We start from the raw sequence: 17,999 nt of genomic DNA on the forward strand, positions 1-17,999 counted from the left end.
GTACTGCTGGCCATGGGTGCGGCAGTGGGCTTCCTGTCGGGCATGTTTGGCGTCGGCGGTGGCTTCCTCATCACGCCGCTGCTGATCTTCTACAACATCCCCCCGGCGATCGCCGTCGCCACCGGCGCCAACCAGGTCATCGCCTCCTCCTTCTCCGGCGTCCTTTCGCACATGAAGCGAGGTACGCTCGACTTCAAGCTCGGCGGCGTGCTGCTGGCCGGGGGTATCGTCGGCTCCACCGGTGGTATCTTCGTCTTCGCCTTCCTGCGCAGGCTCGGCCAGCTCGACCTGTTCATCTCGCTGCTTTATGTCGTGCTGCTCGGCACGGTCGGCGGGCTGATGCTGGTCGAAAGCGTCAATGCGCTGCGCGCGACGCGCAGCGGTGCGGCACCGGTGCTGAAAAAATCCGGCCAGCACAACTGGATCCACCGCTTGCCGCTGAAGATGCGGTTCAGGGCCTCGAAACTGTTCGTCAGCGTCATCCCGGTGCTGGGTCTTGGCGCCGGCATCGGCTTCCTGTCGTCGATCATGGGCGTCGGCGGCGGCTTCATCATGGTGCCGGCGCTGATCTATCTGCTGAAAGTGCCGACCAATGTCGTCATCGGCACTTCGCTGTTCCAGATCATCTTCACCTCCGCCTACACGACGCTGGTCCATGCCACCACCAACCAGACGGTCGACGTCGTGCTGGCCTTCCTGTTGATGGCGGGCGGCGTTGCCGGCGCGCAATATGGCGCCAAGGCCGGACAGAGGCTGCGCGGCGAGCAGCTCAGAGCCTTGCTGGCACTGCTGGTGCTGGCGGTGGCGATCCGCCTCGCCATCGACCTCTTCGTAACCCCGCCCAATCTCTACTCGCTGACCGCCACGGGCCTCAACTGATGAGGGGCCCTAAAGCGTTCGCAACCGCCATTGTCCTGTCGTTGCTCGCGGCCGTCGTTCCGGTCAAGGCACAGACACCACCGGTAGAAGGCATCCAGATCGGCCTCTCCACCGACAATGTTTCCATCACCGCCGGCTTTTCCGGCGCCGACCTGACCATTTTCGGCTCGCTGGAAAATCCCGACCCGCTGGTTGCCCGTCAAGGCAGATACGATGTCATCGTCGTGCTCGAGGGTCCGCCGCGCCCGGTCGTGGTGCGCCGCAAGGACCGGGTGCTCGGCGTCTGGGTCAATCTGGAGTCCGAAACCTTCGAGAATGTGCCGATGTCCTATTCAGTGGCGACGACGCGGCCGCTCCAGGACATCACCGAACCGAACAGCTACAAGCAGCTGTCGCTCGGCGCATCCAACCTCTACATGCAGCCGGCCGACGCTGGCGACAACCCGGCGACCATCGAGGAATTCACCGCGGCGCTGCGCAGCCGCAAAACAGCGACCGGCCTCTACAGCGAGAATGTCGGCGGCGTGCAGTTCCTGTCGCAGAACCTGTTCCGCGCCACCGTAAGGCTGGCACCGAATGTTCCGGTCGGCACCCACAAGGCACGCGCCTTCCTGTTCAAGAGCGGCGTGTTCATCAAGGAAAGCTCGGCCCAGCTCGAAATCCGCAAATCCGGTTTCGAGCAGTCGATCTTCCGTGTCGCGCACAATTATTCCTTCCTCTACGGCGTCTTCGCGATATCGCTGGCCATGCTGACGGGCTGGCTCGGTAGGGTGATCTTCCGAAAGGATTAGGCGCCGGATTTCCAAAAAGGGTTTCCCTTTCCGGCGTCATGCGTTAGAGCACGCCCCCGGCCCGACCGGACACGAGTTGCCGCTCCCCAAAGACAAAATCAGGAAACTTGCCATGCGACCAGCATTCGGCGGTATCGACTTTGGCACTTCAAACTCCACCGTTGGCGTGGTCCGCAACGGGCAGCCGCGCCTCGTCGCACTTGAAGATGGGCAGGTCACGCTGCCCAGTGCCGTGTTCTTCAACTTCGAGGACAACCGCACCTGTTTCGGACGCCACGCCATTGCCAACTACACCGACAGCATCGAAGGSCGGCTGATGCGCTCGCTGAAGAGCGTGCTCGGCAGTTCGCTTGCCCACGAGAAGACCCGCATCAAGTCCCGCTCGATCGGCTTCATGGAGATCGTCGGCCTGTTCCTCGGCCACCTCCGCAAAAAACTGGAGGAAGATGCCGGCGGCGTGGTCGAAACGGTGGTGCTCGGCCGCCCGGTGCAATTCGTCGACGACGACCCCGAGGCCGATACAAACGCCCAGGGCGAACTTGAGAAGGCCGCGCGCGCCCAGGGCTTCAAACACATCGCTTTCCAGTTCGAGCCGATCGCGGCGGCGCTCGACTATGAGCAGAAGGTGACGCGCGAGGAACTGGCGCTGATCGTCGACATGGGCGGCGGCACCTCGGACTTTTCGATCGTGCGCGTCTCACCGCAGCGCTCGCGCTCGCTCGACCGCAAGGACGACATCCTGGCCAGCCGCGGCATCCATATCGGCGGCACGGATTTCGACCGGCTGTTGAGCATCGCCCATGTGATGCCGCAGCTCGGCTATCTGACCCCGACCAAGGACGGCAAGCGCAATCTGCCGGCCAGCTACTTCATCGATCTCGCGACATGGCAGCGCATCAACCTGGTCTACACCGCCAAGGCAATGACGCATCTGCGCCAGATCCGCTACGAGGCCGAGCGCGCCGACCTGGTCGACCGCTTCATCCACATTGTCGAGCATCGCTATGGACATGCGCTGGCGGCCCTTGTCGAAAAGGCCAAGATCGAGCTGACCGACAGATCATCGGCTCAGGTGGCGGTGAAGCTGCCGGGGGCGGCGTTCGCCGCCGAAATCACGCGCACCGGGCTGGACGCCACGATTGCAAGGGACATCGAGCGGGTCACCGCAACGGTCGGGCAGACCATCCGCGACGCCCAGGTCAAGCCATCCGACATCACCGCGGTGTTCCTGACCGGCGGGTCGACCGCAATCCCGCTGGCAAGACGAGAGATTCTCTCCTTGGTGCCGCAGGCATCCGTCATCGACGGCGACATGTTCGGCTCGGTCGGGCTTGGCCTGGCGCTCGACGCCCAGCGAAAGTTTGGCTGACACGGCCCACTCACGGGCGGGCGGGCACCGCTTCATCAGCACTGGCGCTGAGATGCACCTTGAGCGCCATCTGGGCAAGGCTCGCCTGCCGGTCGCGGTGGGTGATGATGGCGAAGTCGCGCTTCGGCAGGTCAATAGGCACCGCGCGCAAACTGCCTTCGGCAATCGCGCCGCCGACGACGAGTTCGGAAATGATGGTGGCGCCGGCACCCGCCTCGACCGCCTGGCGGATGGCCTCGTTGCTCGGCAGCACCAGGAATATCTGCAGGTCGGCGAGCGAAATTCCTTCGCGGCGGGCCAGATCCTCCAGCACTTCGCGCGTGCCCGAACCACCCTCGCGGATGATCCAGCGCAGGCCCTTGATGTCGGGCCGGCCTTGCGAGACTTCGGCGATCTCGGGGTGGGCGCTGGCGACGACCAGCATCAACCTGTCGACGTCGACCTTGGCGCGGCGCAGGATGTCGGATTCCGTCCGCCCCTCGACCAGACCGAGATCCGCGGCACCATCGAGGACATTGGCCTCGACCTGCCTGGTGTTGCCGATGGTGACGCTCAACCTGACGGCGGGATAGGCCTCGTGGAAGGAAGCCAGCCGGCGCGGCAGCCAATAGCTGGCGATGGTCTGGCTGGCGGCGATCGAGAGGCTGCCAGTGACCGTCTGCGAGACATGCTCCAGCACGTTGCGCGCAGCGGCTGCCCGCTCCAGCACGGCCTTGGCTTCCGGCAGGAAGCGGTGCCCGGTCTGGGCGAGCTCGATGTTGCGGCCGACCCGGTTGAACAGATGGACGCCATGCTGCTCTTCAAGCGCGCGAATAGCGGCAGACGCGGCCGATTGGGAAATGCCAAGCAGCTCAGCCGCCTTGGTCATGTGGCCACGCTCGGCAACGGCGACGAAAATCCGCAATTGGTCCAGGGTCATGGGCGCATTAAGAACCAATATCGATCGAATTTACAAGAACAACTGATTAGACAGATCGATACCTTTATTCTACGTTTTCGAGTGAAGTTAGAAAAAATTCGCCATCGAATCGCAGAGAACAAAATGATCGGGCGGTTCAGATCCCTGCTTGCCCATTGGACCCGCGGTATCCGGCGGCGGTTGGCCGGTGACCGATACCACCCGGAAGAGCACTATATGCGCGGCCCCGGGCCGAAGACTCGAGCCAAGTCCGCCGGCCGTGCGGGCACCAGCGGATCATGATGCACCGATCGCCGCGCGGCGCAAATTCGGCACCATCGCAACGGCCGCTTGTCGACACCAGAGCGCCCGATGAAGGCGACGGCGTCGACACTTCGCCAAGCATTTCCGACAGCATCGCCAAGACGACCTGCTACATGTGCGCCTGCCGCTGCGGCATCGACGTGCACATCAAGGGCGGCAAGGTCCGCTACATCAACGGCAACAAGGACCATCCGGTCAATCGCGGCGTGATCTGCGGCAAGGGCAGTTCCGGCATCATGCAGCACTACAGCCCGGCCCGGCTGAAGAAGCCGCTGTTGCGGACCGGTCCGCGCGGCTCAGGAGAATTCCGCGAGATCGAGTGGGAAGAAGCGTTTTCGATCGCGACCGAGCGGCTCTCGGCCATTCGCCGGACTGATCCGAAAAAACTCGCCTTCTTCACGGGCCGCGACCAGTCGCAGTCGCTCACCGGCTGGTGGGCAAGCCAGTTCGGCACACCGAACTTCGCCGCCCATGGCGGCTTCTGTTCGGTCAACATGGCGGCCGGCGGCCTCTATACGATCGGCGGGTCGTTCTGGGAGTTCGGCGAACCCGACTGGGACAACACCAGATACTTCATGCTGTTCGGCGTCGCCGAGGACCACGATTCCAACCCGATCAAGATCGGCCTCGGCAAGATCAAGGCGCGCGGTGCCAAGGTGGTTTCGATCAATCCGTGCCGGACAGGCTACAACGCCATTGCCGACGACTGGATCGGCATCCGGCCCGGCACCGATGGCCTGTTCGTGTTCGCCCTCATCCACGAATTGCTGAAGGCCGGGCGCGTCGATCTCGACTATCTCCTGCGGTACACCAATGCGCATTTGCTCGTCATCCAGGAGCCGGGCGCGGCGGATGACGGTCTGTTCGTGCGTGACGCCGGCGGCAATCCGCTGGCCTGGGACAGGGTTGCGAAGAGACCGGTCAGCGCCACCGATACCGAGGCCAAGCCTGCACTGACGGGCAGCTTCACCGTCGACGGTCGCCGCTGCGTGCCGGTGTTCCAGCTCATCGCCGACCGCTATCTCGATGAGAGCTACGCACCCGACGCGGTGGCAGAGCGCTGCGGCATTCCCGCCGACACGATCCGCAGGATCGCCGCCGAACTCGCGCATGTCGCCTTCGAACAGACGATCGAATTGCCGATCGCCTGGACCGACTGGGCCGGGCGCCGGCACGAGACGATCAAGGGGCGGCCAGTGTCGATGCATGCCATGCGCGGCATCTCCGCCCATTCGAACGGCTTTCACACCTGCCGCGCCATCCATCTCTTGCAGGTGCTGCTCGGCACCGTGGATGTCCCCGGCGGCTTCCGCTTCAAGCCGCCCTACCCGAGATCGGCGCCGCCGGGCCCAAAGCCTTTAGGCAAGACCGTCAAGCCGATGACGCCGCTCGACGGCATGCCGCTCGGCTTCGTCTGCGGGCCGGACGACCTTTTGGTCGACGAGGCCGGCATGCCTGTTCGCATCGACAAGGCCTATTCCTGGGATGCACCGCTGGCGGCACATGGCCTCATGCACACCGTTATCCGCAACGCATGGGCCGGCGATCCGTACCCGATCGACACGTTGATGATGTACATGTCGAACATGGCCTGGAATTCCTCGATGAACACCGTCGAGACCATAGCGATGCTGACTGACAGCGGCGAAGCGGGCAATTACAGGATCCCCTTCATCATCTATTCCGACGCCTACTATTCCGAGACGGTGCCGTTCGCCGATCTCGTGCTGCCGGACACAACCTATCTCGAACGTCACGACTGCATCAGCCTGCTCGACCGGCCGATCAGCCATGCCGACGGACCGGGCGACGCCATCCGCCATCCCGTCGTCGAGCCGGATCGCGATGTCAGGCCGTTCCAGTCGGTGCTGATCGAACTCGGCGCGCGGCTTGGCCTGCCGTGCTTCGTCAAGGACGATGGCTCGGCCAGATACCGCGACTATGCCGATTACATCGTCAACCATGAGCGGACGCCCGGCATCGGCCCGCTTGCCGGCTGGCGCGGCAAGGATGGAGCCTCGTTTGGCAAGGGCGAGGCCAATCCGGACCAATTGCAGCRCTACATCGACAATGGCGGCTTCTGGCACCACGATTTCGCCGAGGACCAACGCTACTACAAGATGGCCAACCGCTCCTATCTCGACTTCGCGGTGCAGATGGGTTTCATCCCCAAGGCTGAGCCGGTCGTCTTTCAGCTCTATTGCGAGCCTCTGCAGCGCTTCAGGCTGGCTGCACGCGGCCATGGCCGCGTGGTGCCGCCAGAGGGCGACCGCCAGCGCATCGAGACCTATATGGACCCGCTGCCGTTCTGGTATATGCCCTTCGAGGAAGCGGCCGTCGATTTGCAAGACTATCCGCTGCATGCTCTGACGCAGCGGCCGATGCACATGTATCATTCCTGGGGTTCGCAAAACGCGTGGCTGAGACAAATCACCAGCCAGAACCGGCTGTTCGTGCATCACCGGACCGCCGCTGGTCTCGGCCTTGTCGATGACGACTGGGTGTGGATCGAAAGCATCAACGGCAAGGTCAAGGGACAGATCAAGCTGGTCGACGGGGTGAACGAAACCACGGTCTGGACCTGGAACGCGATCGGCAAGCGGCGCGGCAGTTGGGGGCTAAAGGATGACGCCGCCGAATCCAATCGCGGCTTCCTGCTCAACCACATCATCGGCGACCAGACTTCGGCAGACGCCAACGGCAAACGCTATTCGAACTCCGATCCGGTGACCGGTCAGGCGGCGTGGTTCGACCTGCGCGTGCGCATCGTCAAATGTGCGGCCGAGGAAGCCGGCTTCACCGAGCCGCAATTCGAACGTTTCCAACAACCGCCTGGCTTCGAACCCTCCCCCGACAGACTGACCTTCGGCGCTGAGTTCCGCCGGGCAAGGGAGGCGGCCGAATGACCTGTCTGCCAAGTCAAAGCGGCAAGAAGCTCGGCCTCGTCATCGATCTCGACACCTGCGTCGGCTGCCAGGCCTGCGTCACGGCCTGCAAGGAATGGAACACCGGCGGCCACATGGCGCCGCTGACCGACATCGACCCCTATGGCGGCCATGTCGACGGCGTCTGGTTCAACCGCGTCCACAGCTACGAACACACCACCGACATGGGCGGGCGGACCGTGAACTTCCCGCGCTCCTGCCTGCATTGCGAGACGCCGGCCTGCGTCACGGTCTGCCCGACCGGCGCCTCCTACAAGCGGGCCTCGGACGGCATCGTGCTGATCGACGAGGACAAGTGCATCGGCTGCAAATTGTGCAGTTGGGCCTGCCCTTATGGGGCGCGCGAATTCGATCGTGATGTCGGCGTGATGAAGAAGTGCACGCTGTGCGTCGACCGCATCTACAATGACAATCTGGCCGAGGAAGACCGCGTGCCGGCCTGCGTCGCCGCTTGCCCGACCAGCGCCCGGCATTTCGGCGATCTCGGCGATCCCGCGTCGGCTGTCTCGCAACTGGTGGCGGAGCGTGGCGGCGTCGACCTGATGCCGGAACTCGGCTATCACCCGACCAACAAATATTTGCCGCCACGCGCCCACACCAAGCGCGCCRCATCGGTGGCCGCACCGGCACTCGAAGCGGTGCGGGCCGAAGGGGGCTTCCTGGGCTGGGTCGACCGCATGCTTTCGAACTGACATCCATGCATCCAGCCTCCTCCGTCGTCTTCTTCACCACCGCGACCGGCGCCGGCTATGGGCTGCTGGCGCTGCTTGGGGTGCTCGGAGGCTTCCAGATCATCCCGCCCGATTTCTGGCTGGGCCTCATCGGCATGGGCCTGGGGCTCGGCCTGATCATGGCCGGGCTGCTGTCCTCGACAGGTCATCTCGGCAGACCCGAACGCGCCTGGCGGGCGTTCTCGCAATGGCGCAGCTCATGGCTGTCGCGCGAAGGCGTTGCCTCTGTCATCACCTTCGTTCCGGCGGGCCTGTTCGGCATCGGCTGGGTGTTTTTCGGCCGCAGCGGCGGCTGGGTGACCGTGGCCGGATTGCTGGCGGCCTGTGGTGCGGTCGTCACCGTCTGTACCACCGGCATGATCTATGCGTCGCTGAAGCCGATCGCCCAGTGGCACAGCCGCTTCACGCTGCCCGGCTACCTCATTTTTTCGGCGATGACCGGCAGCGTGCTGTTGAACGCGCTGCTGCAGGGATTTGCTCTCGGCTCGAAGACCCTTCTGGCGGCCTCGGTGTTGTTCAGTCTGCTCGGCTGGGGCTGGAAGCTGGCAACCTGGCGCTACAACGACCGGCTGGAAATCCCAACCAATGCCAACACCGCGACGGGGCTCGCCGGCGGCACGGTACGATCGCTGGAATGGCCGCATACCGAAGAGAATTATCTGCTCAAGGAGATGGGGTTCCGCATCGCGCGCAAGCACAGCGCACGCCTGCGCCAGATCACCCAGGTTCTGGCCTTCGCTTTGCCCATCCTGTTGCTGGCCGCCGTATTTGCCTCGCCGTGGCCCTTCGCGGCGCTGCTGTCGCTGCTCGCGGCCGGCGTCCAGTTCGCCGGCATGCTGGTCGAACGCTGGCTGTTCTTCGCCGAGGCAAAGCACACGGTAACACTCTACTACGGACGCTGACCTCAGCCCGGCCTGAGCATCGAGCGTGAAATCGCAAAAATGCGCTCGGCGCCGAGCATATAGGCCATCAGCGTGTCCAGCCGAAACAGTCCGGCATAGGCGCGATCGAGCACGTTGAGCGAACCGGTATAGGCGCCGAAGGCCGGCATGATCATGCGGCCGCCATCGCCGGCAAAGCAGCGCCGCCGCACCGAACGCCCACGCTGCACGATGCGCGCGCACGGATGCAGATGACCCGCTATCTCGCCTTCGACACGTTCCTTCGATGGCTCATGCCGGAACAACAGCGAGCCTATGGCAAGTTCGCGCACCGTCTCGCCGGGTAGGTCGGCGGGCGCTTCCGGATCGTGATTGCCGGCAACCCAGAACCAGTCGCGGCCTGATATCAGCGCTTCCAGCCGTTCGCGGAAGCTCGCATGCATGCGCTCGGCGCCGCCGCCATCGTGGAAGCTGTCGCCCAGGCTGATGACGATGGATGGCTGGTAGTCAGCGATCACGGCCTGCAGTCTCAGCAACGTCGCGCCGGTGTCGTAAGGCGGGATCAGCGCGCCGCGCCGCGCCAGCGACGAACCCTTTTCGAGATGCAGGTCGGAAACGGCCAGAAGCCGCAGATCCGGAAAATAAAGCACGCCGCGCCGGTCGCAGACCGCACGCTCGCCGGCGATGCCGACAAGGTCGGCCTCGGCGATCAGCGACGTGCGCGCCAGTGAAAAATTCATCTCGAAATCAGTCTCATCTTTGGCCCATCGCCTCCTCGACCAGATCGGCGGCTTCCATGAGCAGGGACTCGTTGGCGCCGCCATTCACCAATTCCTTGCCGATCTCCAGCATGATCGGCACGGCCAGCGGCGATATCTGCTCAAGATGCTTATGCATGATTCGACCGCGGACACGCGAGAGCATCTCGGCAAGTCTGCTGACATCGAGCAGTCCCGCCGATGCATCGATGCGCGTCGCCTGCAGCAGGATGTGGTCCGGCTCGTGGCTGCGCAGCACATCGTAGATCAGGTCGGCCGACACCGTCACCTGGCGGCCGCTCTTCTCTTGCCCGGGAAAACGCTTCTCGATCAGTCCGGCGATGACCGCGCAGGTGCGAAACGTCCGCTTCAGCATCCAACTGTCGTTCAGCCAGGCCTCGAGGTCGTCGCCGAGCATGTCTTCGTCGAACAGGGCGGCCAATGACGGCTTCTTGGCCTTGAACAGCGCCGCCATGTCGTCCAGCGCCCAGACGGCCAGCGAATAGTCGGTGGCGACGAAGCCGAGAGGGCGGGCGTTGGCACGCTCCAACCGCCGCGTCAAAAGCATGCCGAGCGTCTGGTGCGCCAGCCTGCCTTCGAAGGGATAGGCGACCATGTAGTGGCGGTTGCCGCGCGGAAAGGTCTCGACCAGAAGGTCGCCGCGCTTCGGCAGCACCGACTTTTCCTTCTGCAGCCGCAGCCAGTCGGCGACCTGCTCGGGCAGCGCCTGCCAGCGGTTGCTGTCGGCCAGCATGCCGCGCACCTGATCGGCGAGATAGGTCGAGAGCGGAAACTTGCCGCCGGCATAGGACGGCACGATGATGTTGGCGCCGGCGCTGTTGGAGACGACGCATTCGTTCTCGCGGATGCCCTCGAAGCGCAGCACCTTGCCGGCAAACAGGAAATTGTCGCCGGGGCGTAGCGTCTCGGCGAAATACTCCTCGATCTTGCCCAGCACCGGCCCGCCGCGTCCAGCCATGCCACGGCCCTGCCTGACATAGCGGACATTGAGTTCCGGCATTTCGACGATGGTGCCGACATTCAGACGGTATTGCTGGGCGACACGCGGATGCGAGACGCGCCACAGCCCGCCGACCGTCTTTCGAATGCGCGCGTAGCGCTCGTAGTTCTTCAGCGCGTAGCCGCCGGTGGCGACGAAATCGACGACACGGTCGAAGGTCTCGCGTGCCAGCCCGGCATAGGGCGCGGCGCGGCGCACTTCTTCGAACAAATGGTCGGCATCGAAGGGCGCGCCGCAGGCGACGCCCAGCACGTGCTGCGACAGCACGTCGAGCGCGCCGGTGATCAGCGGCGGCGTGTCCTGCGCGCCGAGATAGTTGGCGTCGAGTGCGGCACGGCATTCCAGCACCTCGAAACGGTTGGCCGGAATAAGGATCGCCTTGGACGGCTCGTCCATGCGGTGGTTGGCGCGGCCGATGCGCTGCGCCAGGCGGCTCGCGCCCTTCGGCGCGCCGACATGCACGACCAGGTCGACATCGCCCCAGTCGATGCCGAGATCGAGCGTCGACGTCGCGACGATGGCGCGCAGCGCATTCTCGCCCATCGCCTTCTCGACCCGCCGACGCTGGCCGACATCGAGCGAACCGTGATGCAAGGCAATCGGCAGCGAGTCCTCATTGGCCCGCCACAGTTCCTGGAACAGCAATTCGGCCTGGCTGCGGGTGTTGACGAACAGCAGCGTCGTGCGATGCCTTTTGATCGCCTCGTAGATTTCAGGAATAGCGTATCGGGCCGAATGGCCGGACCACGGCACATGCTGCTCGGAGTCGAGAATGGAGATGTCGGGCTTGGCTCCGCCGGCCACGGTGATCAGGCCGGCCATGGCGCCTGGCGGATTCTGGCCGACCAGCCAACGCCGCAATTCGTCGGGCTCGGCGACCGTAGCCGACAAGCCTATCGTCTGCAGGCCAGGCACGTAGCTGCGCAGCCGCGCCAGGCCGAGCGCCAGCAGATGCCCGCGCTTCGACGTCACCAGCGAGTGCAGCTCGTCGAGCACGACATAGCGCAGATCCTCGAAGAAGCGACGGGCATCGGGCGCCGCGATCAGCAGCGCCAGTTGCTCGGGCGTGGTGAGCAGAATGTCGGGCGGCACCAGTTTCTGGCGCTGACGCTTGTGCGACGGCGTGTCGCCGGTGCGCGTCTCGATGGTTACAGGCAGGCCGATCTCTTCGACCGGCTTGCCGAGATTGCGCTCGATGTCGACCGCCAGCGCCTTCAGCGGCGAGATGTAGAGGGTATGGATGCCGCGATGCGCCTGCCCCGGTTTTCGCCTTGGCCGGTTGGCCAACTCGGTCAGCGAAGGCAGGAACCCGGCCAACGTCTTCCCGGCCCCGGTAGGGGCGATCAACAGCACCGATTGCCCGCTCTGGGCCCTTGCCAGCAATTCGATCTGGTGGGCACGCGGCGACCAGCCTTTCTCGCCGAACCACCTGATGAATGGTTCGGGCAGGGCCACGGTGGCATTCTGTTCGGCAAGGCGAGGCTGCTCTGTCACGCGCCAGAGGTAGCGCGAAGGTGGGCAATCGCCAAGAAAAATCGGAACAAAAGGGGATCGAAGGCCTTAAGGCCGCCGAAACCCGGTCGGGCCGCCATAGAGATAGCCGATGCGGGCGATCGCCYSCTTCAGCCCTTCGCGCGACACCAGCATGGTGTGGCCATTGGCATGGATCATGGTATCGGCGTCGGTCATGACGGCGACATGGCCTTTCCAGAAGACGAGGTCGCCGCGCCGCAACCCGGTGTAATCCGGGCCAGGATCGAGCGGCTCGCCGAGAGTCGCCGCTTGCATGTCGGAATCGCGCAGCACGTCGCTTCCGGTCATGCGCATCGCCAGTTGCACAAGGCCCGAACAGTCGATGCCGAAACCCGAAGCGCCGCCCCACAGATAAGGTGTGCCGAGAAACATCTCGGCCACCGCAACATAGTCGGCGGCCGCATCACCGACAGGCCGCAGATGGCCGGCGATGATCGCCTCGCCGGAAGGCAGGACGGCATAGTGCGTGCCGCGCGTTTCGGCTGCACCCGTCACCGCAACCGTCGATCCCATCGACAATTGTCCGGCGATCGGAAACCGCAGATCCGGCGCGGGGTAAAGGAAAGTGCGCGGCACCGACACGATATGGGTCGCCGCCTGATCCCGCCCGCCCAGCATGGTATCGGCGACGTAACCGACATAACCATCGCGCTCGGCCTGGATCCAGGCCCAGCCTTCGGCGACCTCGAAGACGAGGACATCATCGCCGAACAGGGCTTGGGTGTTGACGCCGGCATCCGGCCGCGGCGCTTTGCGCACATCGGCCACGGACGCGGTGATCCGCGCCGGCCGGCCGGCGACGAAGCGGTCGGCGGCGACCTCGCCCTTCAGCCGCGCATCGGCAAGGTCGGAACGGAAAGCGTGAAGGCGGGCATCCCTGGCGGTCAAATCAGCAACTCTGCTTTATTATGTTGACGCATGATCTTGTCCGAAAAACTGGTTCCCGCTTCTTGCTGCGCTGACCTGCGGTTCGGGATCGTGCTTTAGATGGGCAATTCGTGGGCCTTGGCAATGATACCATCGCCGAAGCGCTCGACAAAGAGCGCGCCCTCGACCGTGCGCCTGATCAGCACATTGCGCTTGTCGAGCTCGTCGCGATGGCGCGACACGAGCTTCAACGCACCCATCGTGTCGAGCGCGCGGGTGATCACCGGCTTGGTGACATTGAGGCGGGCGGCGAGCCCGCGCACCGTGTGCGGCGGCGGATCGAGATAGATGGTGAACAGGATCGCCGTCTGGCGCATGGTCAGGTCCGGCGCGTCGTCGCGCACCTGCGACAGCATCACTTGCTGCCACAGTCGCAAGGCCTGGCTCGGGCGCATGGCAATCGACATCCGAGCAGCATGACGGCAAATTGTTTCGGTTCCGTTTCAGTTTCTGCAATTTGCCGGCTCTGCTTGTCGCTATCAGCCAAAGCGTTTCGAGATGATCCGCTCCAGCGCGCGAATGCCTTGCGCCTCGCCGCCCGCGGGGCCATGCGCACGGTCGGCGGGGTTCCAGGCGAAGATGTCGAAATGCGCCCAGCCGGCGGTCTTTTCGACAAAGCGCTTGAGGAAGAGTGCCGCCGTGATCGAGCCGGCGAAACCGTCGGTGGTGACGTTGTTGATGTCGGCGATCTTCGACGACAGTTTTGCATCGTAAGGCCGCCACAACGGCATGCGCCACAACGGATCCTCGGCCGCGACGGAAGCCGCCACTAGGTCGGACGCCAGTGCTTCGTCGCCGGTATAGAAGGGCGGCAGGTCGGGACCGAGCGCGACACGGGCTGCCCCGGTCAGCGTCGCCATATCGACCAGAAGCTGCGGTTCCTCCTCGTCGGCCAAGGCCAGTGCATCGGCCAGCACCAGCCGCCCCTCCGCGTCCGTGTTGCCGATCTCGACGGTGATGCCCTTGCGGCTCGTCAGCACGTCGCCCGGCCGAAAGGCGTTGCCGGCGATCGAATTCTCGACCGCGGGAATGAGCACGCGCAGACGCACCTTCAGGCCGGCGGCCATGATCATCGAGGCGAGACCAAGCACATTGGCCGCGCCGCCCATGTCCTTCTTCATCAACAGCATGCCGGACGACGGCTTGATGTCGAGACCGCCCGTGTCGAAACAGACGCCCTTGCCGACCAGCGTCACCTTCGGCGCGCCTTGCTGCCCCCATCTCATGTCGATCAGGCGCGGCGCGCCGGTCGACGCGCGACCGACGGCATGGATCATCGGGAAATTCCGATCGAGGAGATCGTCGCCCTTCACCACCGAGATTTCGGCCTCGTGCGCTGCGGCCAGGCTCCGCACCGCCTTCTCCAATTCTTCCGGACCCATGTCGCTGGTCGGCGTGTTGACCAGATCGCGTGTCAGGAAGACGCCATCGGCAATGCGGCGAACGCGCCCGGCATCGACGCCGGCCGGCAATACGAAGCGCAGCGCCTTGCCGGGTTTCTTGCCATAACGGGTAAAGGCATAGCCGCCGAGCACCAGTGCGGTTGCCGCCAACTCCGGCTCGGCCGGCGCGGAGGCGAAATGCCAATCGCCTTCCGGCAAGGCTTTCGACAACGCACCAAGAGCGAGTGCGCCCTCGCCATCGCCGATACCGAATAAGGCGCCGCCGAGGGCTCCCTTTTCGCCGGGCACGACCAGCGTCCTGCCTGCCTCGCCTGAAAAGCCGTTTGCCCTGGCCCAGGCGACCGCGGCAGGTGCAAGACCGGCTGCTTCCAGCCCATCCCTGGCGACCAGATGGACCGGCAGCGCGCCCGGCAGTTTCTTTTCGACGAGTTCGACAGGCATTCGATGTTCTCCGTGCGGCGCCCTTGAGTCGCCATTCTTAACCGTCCGTTAGGGTTAACAGAATATTTCTTCGGGAGGGAAGATGGCCACGCAATGGCCGCGTATGAATGGAGGCCCGGTGCCGATGCCGACCAACCGCACGATCAATGCCACGGGAAAACGGTTCATCACCACGGCGCTCGTGCTGGCGCTCGCGGCCAGTGTCGCCGGTTGCGCAACCGACAAGTTCACCACCGGTTCGATCGGACGCAACAGCGGCAAACCGCTGGAGGCCATGTCGGGCGGGGAACTGCACACTGCAACGGCGGCACTTGGCCAATCCTACGCCAGGAACCCCACCGACAAGCGTATCGCCACCAATTATGCGGCGGCGCTGCAGATGGATGGCGACGCCGACCAGTCGCTCGCCGTGATGCGCAAGCTGGCGATCGCCCTGCCGAAGGATCGCGACGTGCTCGCCTCCTATGGCAAGGCGCTGGCTGCCAATGGCCAGTTCGAGGCCGCACTGGACGCCGTGCGCCGCGCCCAGACACCGGAATATCCCGACTGGAGGCTGGTATCGGCCGAAGCGGCCATTCTCGACCAGATCGGCCAGAAAGACGACGCGCGCCAGCTTTATCGCAAGGCTCTCGAACTAAAGCCGAACGAGCCTTCGGTGCTCTCCAATCTCGGCATGTCCTACGTGCTGGAAGGTGACCTGCGCACCGCCGAAACCTATATGCGCTCCGCCGCGCAGCAGCCGAACGCAGACAGCCGGGTGCGCCAGAACCTGGCGCTGGTCGTCGGCCTGCAGGGCCGTTTCGACGAAGCCGAGAAGATCGCCTCGCAGGAACTCTCGCCCGAACAGGCACAGGCGAACGTCGCCTATCTGCGCCAGATGCTGGCCCAGCAGAACGCCTGGAGCCAGCTCAAGGACCAGGACAAGCCAAAGTCTGCGACCAACTAGATCTCGTCGCGCCGAACTCGCTTTAAGTCTTTGTTGATGCATGTCGTTGGCCCAATACCGCTGCGTTCTTGTGCGACATGCTATGGACGACAATCTGCGACAACCTTGAAATGAAGAAGCCGCGCTACGTTCAGCGCGGCTTCTTCATTTCTGATGCGGGACGAGCCTCGCCTCTATTGCGCTGTCGATGATGGTGCCGAACGATCGCCGAAGATGCCGCGCTGGCTGACCTGAATGCCGGCGGGGCCCAGAATGATCGCGAAAAGCACCGGCAGGAAGAACAGGATCATCGGCACGGTGAGCTTCGGCGGCAAGGCCGCCGCCTTCTTCTCCGCCGCGTTCATGCGCATGTCGCGGCTTTCGGCGGCCAGCACGCGCAGTGCATGCGCCACCGGCGTGCCGTAACGTTCGGCCTGGACGAGTGCCTGCGACACCGACTTGACCGATTCCAGGCCGGTGCGGCTTGCCAGGTTCTCGTAGGCCTGCCTGCGCTCCTGCAGATAGGAAAGCTCGGCGTTGGTGAGGATGAATTCTTCCGCCAGCGCCACCGATTGCGCGCCGATCTCGTCGGCGACCTTGCGCAGGGCCGCTTCCACCGACATGCCCGATTCGACGCAGATCAGCATCAGATCGAGCGCATCCGGCCACGCCATCTGGATCGACTGCTTGCGCTTGGTAGCGCGGTTGTTGACGTAGACGACCGGAGCGTAGAAGCCGCCATAGGCAACGAGGATGCAGACGAACACCCTGATGACCAATGGCTTGTCGGGCAATCCTCCGAGTACGAAGGTGTAGATTGCGCCCAGCGCGAAGCCGACAAAAGGAAGCACGAGACGGAAGAAAAGAAACCGCGTCAGCGGGTTCTGTCCGCGAAAGCCGGCGACCTTGAGTTTCTGCAATGTGCCCTCATCGGCGAGCGCGCGCCTCAGATCCAGCCGGTCGACAATGTTGCGCATACCAACCGACTGTTCCTCGCGCAGGCCCTTGCGACGGCGATCCGCTTCGACGGCAAGCCGGGCGCGCTGCTTGGCACGCAGTTCGTCGCGTTCCAGCGCGACGGTTTTCATGCGTGACTTGAGCTGGTTTCCGCCAAACGCCGGCAGCAAGGTGAAAACGGTCGCAAACACCGCTATGGCGACCAGCATCGCGATCAGGAAGCTCGGATCGGTCAGGGATTTGATGACTTGGTCGGTCATGCCAGCATCCTAGACTTCGAAGTTCATCATCTTGCGCATCACAAAGATGCCGATCGACATCCAGACCGCCGAGCACCCAAGGATCAGGTGTCCAACGTTGGTGACGAACAGCGGYATCAGGTAGTTCGGGCTCGACAGGTAGACGAGAAACGCAACGATGAAAGGCAGCGCACCGATGATGGCGGCGGACGCTTTCGCTTCCATCGACAGTGCCTGGACCTTGGCTTTCATCTTCTTGCGATCGCGAAGCACGCGCGAAAGATTGCCCAGCGCCTCGGATAGGTTGCCGCCAGCCTGCGATTGAATCTGGATGACGATGCCGAAGAAGCTCGCCTCCGTGCAAGGCATGGTTTCGGGCATGCGCAAGGTCGCATCGGGGATCGACAGGCCCATCTGCTGGGAATCGACGATACGACGAAATTCGGTCTTCACCGGTTCGGGAGATTCGTTGGCTATCAGGCGCACCGCGTCGTTCAGCGGCAGGCCGGACTTGACTGCACGCACGATGATATCGAGCGCGTTTGGAAATTCGTTGAGGAATGCCTTTACGCGGCGGGCGCGACGAAACGAGACGAACCAGCGCGGCAGGCCGAGTGCGCCGGCCAGCAGCACGCCCGGCAGAACGAGCCGCGGCGCTCCGGCCACAAAGGCAACCATCGTCAAAGCGAGGCCGCATATGGCGGAGTATATATAGAAGCGCTCGACGGTGATCTTCAGGCCAGCCTGACGGAGTTGGGCTTTCAGCGGTGGTTTCTTGACCCTGCTGTCGTTGGTTTTCTGCTTTGCGTCGAGCTCGTTCAGCGAATCCTGAACCGACTTGCGCCGCTTGACGGCTTCCGCCGCGCGGTCACGCGAGGCCTTGACGACGGAGCGATCAGTCTCGGCGGACTTGATCGTTTCAAGCCGCTTGCCGACCTGTTTCTCGTTGCTGATCCGGGTGAACAGGAATGCATAGG

General features: G+C 63.9%; 15 protein-coding genes. 7 read left to right on the forward strand and 8 right to left on the reverse strand.

What is annotated here, in order from left to right; genetic code table 11:
* The 3 genes from ACXJ7R_RS08940 to ACXJ7R_RS08950 form a co-directional block, all read left to right on the forward strand.
* On the forward strand, positions 1 to 879 hold an 879-nt coding region (locus ACXJ7R_RS08940), incomplete at its 5' end, for a sulfite exporter TauE/SafE family protein (RefSeq protein WP_457151522.1).
* Positions 879 to 1,670 carry a TIGR02186 family protein gene (locus ACXJ7R_RS08945; protein ID WP_457151523.1) on the forward strand — a complete coding sequence of 264 codons (792 nt, stop codon included), beginning with the start codon at positions 879 to 881 and terminating at the stop codon, positions 1,668 to 1,670. The genes ACXJ7R_RS08940 and ACXJ7R_RS08945, both read left to right, overlap by 1 nt.
* A gap of 112 nt (positions 1,671 to 1,782) precedes the next feature.
* Entirely contained in the window at positions 1,783 to 3,039 is a 1,257-nt protein-coding gene (locus ACXJ7R_RS08950; RefSeq protein WP_457151524.1) for an Hsp70 family protein, read from the forward strand.
* Positions 3,040 to 3,049: 10 nt separating this feature from the next.
* Here ACXJ7R_RS08950 and ACXJ7R_RS08955 read toward each other — a convergent pair whose 3' ends face one another.
* Positions 3,050 to 3,958, reverse strand: a complete 909-nt coding sequence (locus tag ACXJ7R_RS08955) for a LysR substrate-binding domain-containing protein (protein ID WP_457151525.1) — start codon at positions 3,956 to 3,958, stop codon at positions 3,050 to 3,052.
* A gap of 278 nt (positions 3,959 to 4,236) precedes the next feature.
* Here ACXJ7R_RS08955 and ACXJ7R_RS08960 point away from each other — a divergent pair, with 278 nt between their 5' ends.
* From ACXJ7R_RS08960 to ACXJ7R_RS08970, 3 genes are read left to right on the forward strand one after another with little or no spacing between them, the layout of a single operon-like run.
* On the forward strand, positions 4,237 to 7,167 hold the full coding sequence (locus ACXJ7R_RS08960) for a molybdopterin oxidoreductase family protein (RefSeq protein WP_457151526.1): 2,931 nt from the start codon (positions 4,237 to 4,239) through the stop codon (positions 7,165 to 7,167).
* Complete coding sequence (locus tag ACXJ7R_RS08965; RefSeq protein WP_457151527.1) at positions 7,164 to 7,898, forward strand: 4Fe-4S dicluster domain-containing protein; 735 nt, start codon at positions 7,164 to 7,166, stop codon at positions 7,896 to 7,898. Before ACXJ7R_RS08960 ends, ACXJ7R_RS08965 begins: the two co-directional genes overlap by 4 nt.
* A 5-nt stretch (positions 7,899 to 7,903) precedes the next feature.
* Positions 7,904 to 8,839, forward strand: coding sequence for a dimethyl sulfoxide reductase anchor subunit family protein (locus ACXJ7R_RS08970; RefSeq protein ID WP_457151528.1), 936 nt, complete (start codon positions 7,904 to 7,906; stop codon positions 8,837 to 8,839).
* 2 nt (positions 8,840 to 8,841) lie between these two features.
* Here ACXJ7R_RS08970 and pdeM read toward each other — a convergent pair whose 3' ends face one another.
* The 5 genes from pdeM to ACXJ7R_RS08995 form a co-directional block, all read right to left on the reverse strand.
* Positions 8,842 to 9,558: a ligase-associated DNA damage response endonuclease PdeM gene (gene pdeM / locus ACXJ7R_RS08975; protein ID WP_457151529.1), complete on the reverse strand. Its 717-nt coding sequence runs from the start codon at positions 9,556 to 9,558 to the stop codon at positions 8,842 to 8,844.
* A 13-nt stretch (positions 9,559 to 9,571) separates the two neighbouring features.
* Positions 9,572 to 12,091 carry a ligase-associated DNA damage response DEXH box helicase gene (locus ACXJ7R_RS08980; protein WP_457151530.1) on the reverse strand — a complete coding sequence of 840 codons (2,520 nt, stop codon included), beginning with the start codon at positions 12,089 to 12,091 and terminating at the stop codon, positions 9,572 to 9,574.
* Positions 12,092 to 12,157: 66 nt separating this feature from the next.
* A complete protein-coding gene (locus tag ACXJ7R_RS08985) occupies positions 12,158 to 13,018 on the reverse strand; it encodes a C40 family peptidase (RefSeq protein ID WP_457151531.1) in 861 nt (286 codons plus the stop codon).
* Positions 13,019 to 13,113: 95 nt separating this feature from the next.
* Complete coding sequence (locus ACXJ7R_RS08990) at positions 13,114 to 13,464, reverse strand: MarR family winged helix-turn-helix transcriptional regulator (RefSeq protein WP_056588405.1); 351 nt, start codon at positions 13,462 to 13,464, stop codon at positions 13,114 to 13,116.
* 72 nt (positions 13,465 to 13,536) lie between these two features.
* On the reverse strand, positions 13,537 to 14,901 hold the full coding sequence (locus tag ACXJ7R_RS08995; protein ID WP_457151532.1) for a leucyl aminopeptidase family protein: 1,365 nt from the start codon (positions 14,899 to 14,901) through the stop codon (positions 13,537 to 13,539).
* Between the two features lie 124 nt (positions 14,902 to 15,025).
* Here ACXJ7R_RS08995 and ACXJ7R_RS09000 point away from each other — a divergent pair, with 124 nt between their 5' ends.
* Positions 15,026 to 15,847 (forward strand): tetratricopeptide repeat protein, encoded by an 822-nt coding sequence (locus tag ACXJ7R_RS09000; protein ID WP_457151535.1) that lies wholly within the window; start codon positions 15,026 to 15,028, stop codon positions 15,845 to 15,847.
* A gap of 173 nt (positions 15,848 to 16,020) precedes the next feature.
* Here the strand turns inward: ACXJ7R_RS09000 and ACXJ7R_RS09005 are convergent, their stop codons facing one another.
* Complete coding sequence (locus ACXJ7R_RS09005) at positions 16,021 to 17,043, reverse strand: type II secretion system F family protein (protein ID WP_457151533.1); 1,023 nt, start codon at positions 17,041 to 17,043, stop codon at positions 16,021 to 16,023.
* Positions 17,044 to 17,052: 9 nt separating this feature from the next.
* Positions 17,053 to 17,999: type II secretion system F family protein (locus tag ACXJ7R_RS09010; protein WP_457151534.1), on the reverse strand; the 947-nt coding region annotated here is incomplete at its 5' end.

Source organism: Mesorhizobium sp. P5_C1 (assembly GCF_054049815.1).

Excerpts from the sequence above, each read along its gene's own strand:
- ACXJ7R_RS09000 (WP_457151535.1), top strand. The coding sequence starts at position 15,026 with ATGCCGACCAACCGCACGATCAATGCCACGGGAAAACGGTTCATCACC.
- ACXJ7R_RS08955 (WP_457151525.1), bottom strand. The coding sequence starts at position 3,958 with ATGACCCTGGACCAATTGCGGATTTTCGTCGCCGTTGCCGAGCGTGGC.
- ACXJ7R_RS08995 (WP_457151532.1), bottom strand. The coding sequence starts at position 14,901 with ATGCCTGTCGAACTCGTCGAAAAGAAACTGCCGGGCGCGCTGCCGGTC.
- pdeM (WP_457151529.1), bottom strand. The coding sequence starts at position 9,558 with ATGAATTTTTCACTGGCGCGCACGTCGCTGATCGCCGAGGCCGACCTT.
- ACXJ7R_RS08970 (WP_457151528.1), top strand. The coding sequence starts at position 7,904 with ATGCATCCAGCCTCCTCCGTCGTCTTCTTCACCACCGCGACCGGCGCC.
- ACXJ7R_RS08990 (WP_056588405.1), bottom strand. The coding sequence starts at position 13,464 with ATGTCGATTGCCATGCGCCCGAGCCAGGCCTTGCGACTGTGGCAGCAA.
- ACXJ7R_RS09005 (WP_457151533.1), bottom strand. The coding sequence starts at position 17,043 with ATGACCGACCAAGTCATCAAATCCCTGACCGATCCGAGCTTCCTGATC.
- ACXJ7R_RS08945 (WP_457151523.1), top strand. The coding sequence starts at position 879 with ATGAGGGGCCCTAAAGCGTTCGCAACCGCCATTGTCCTGTCGTTGCTC.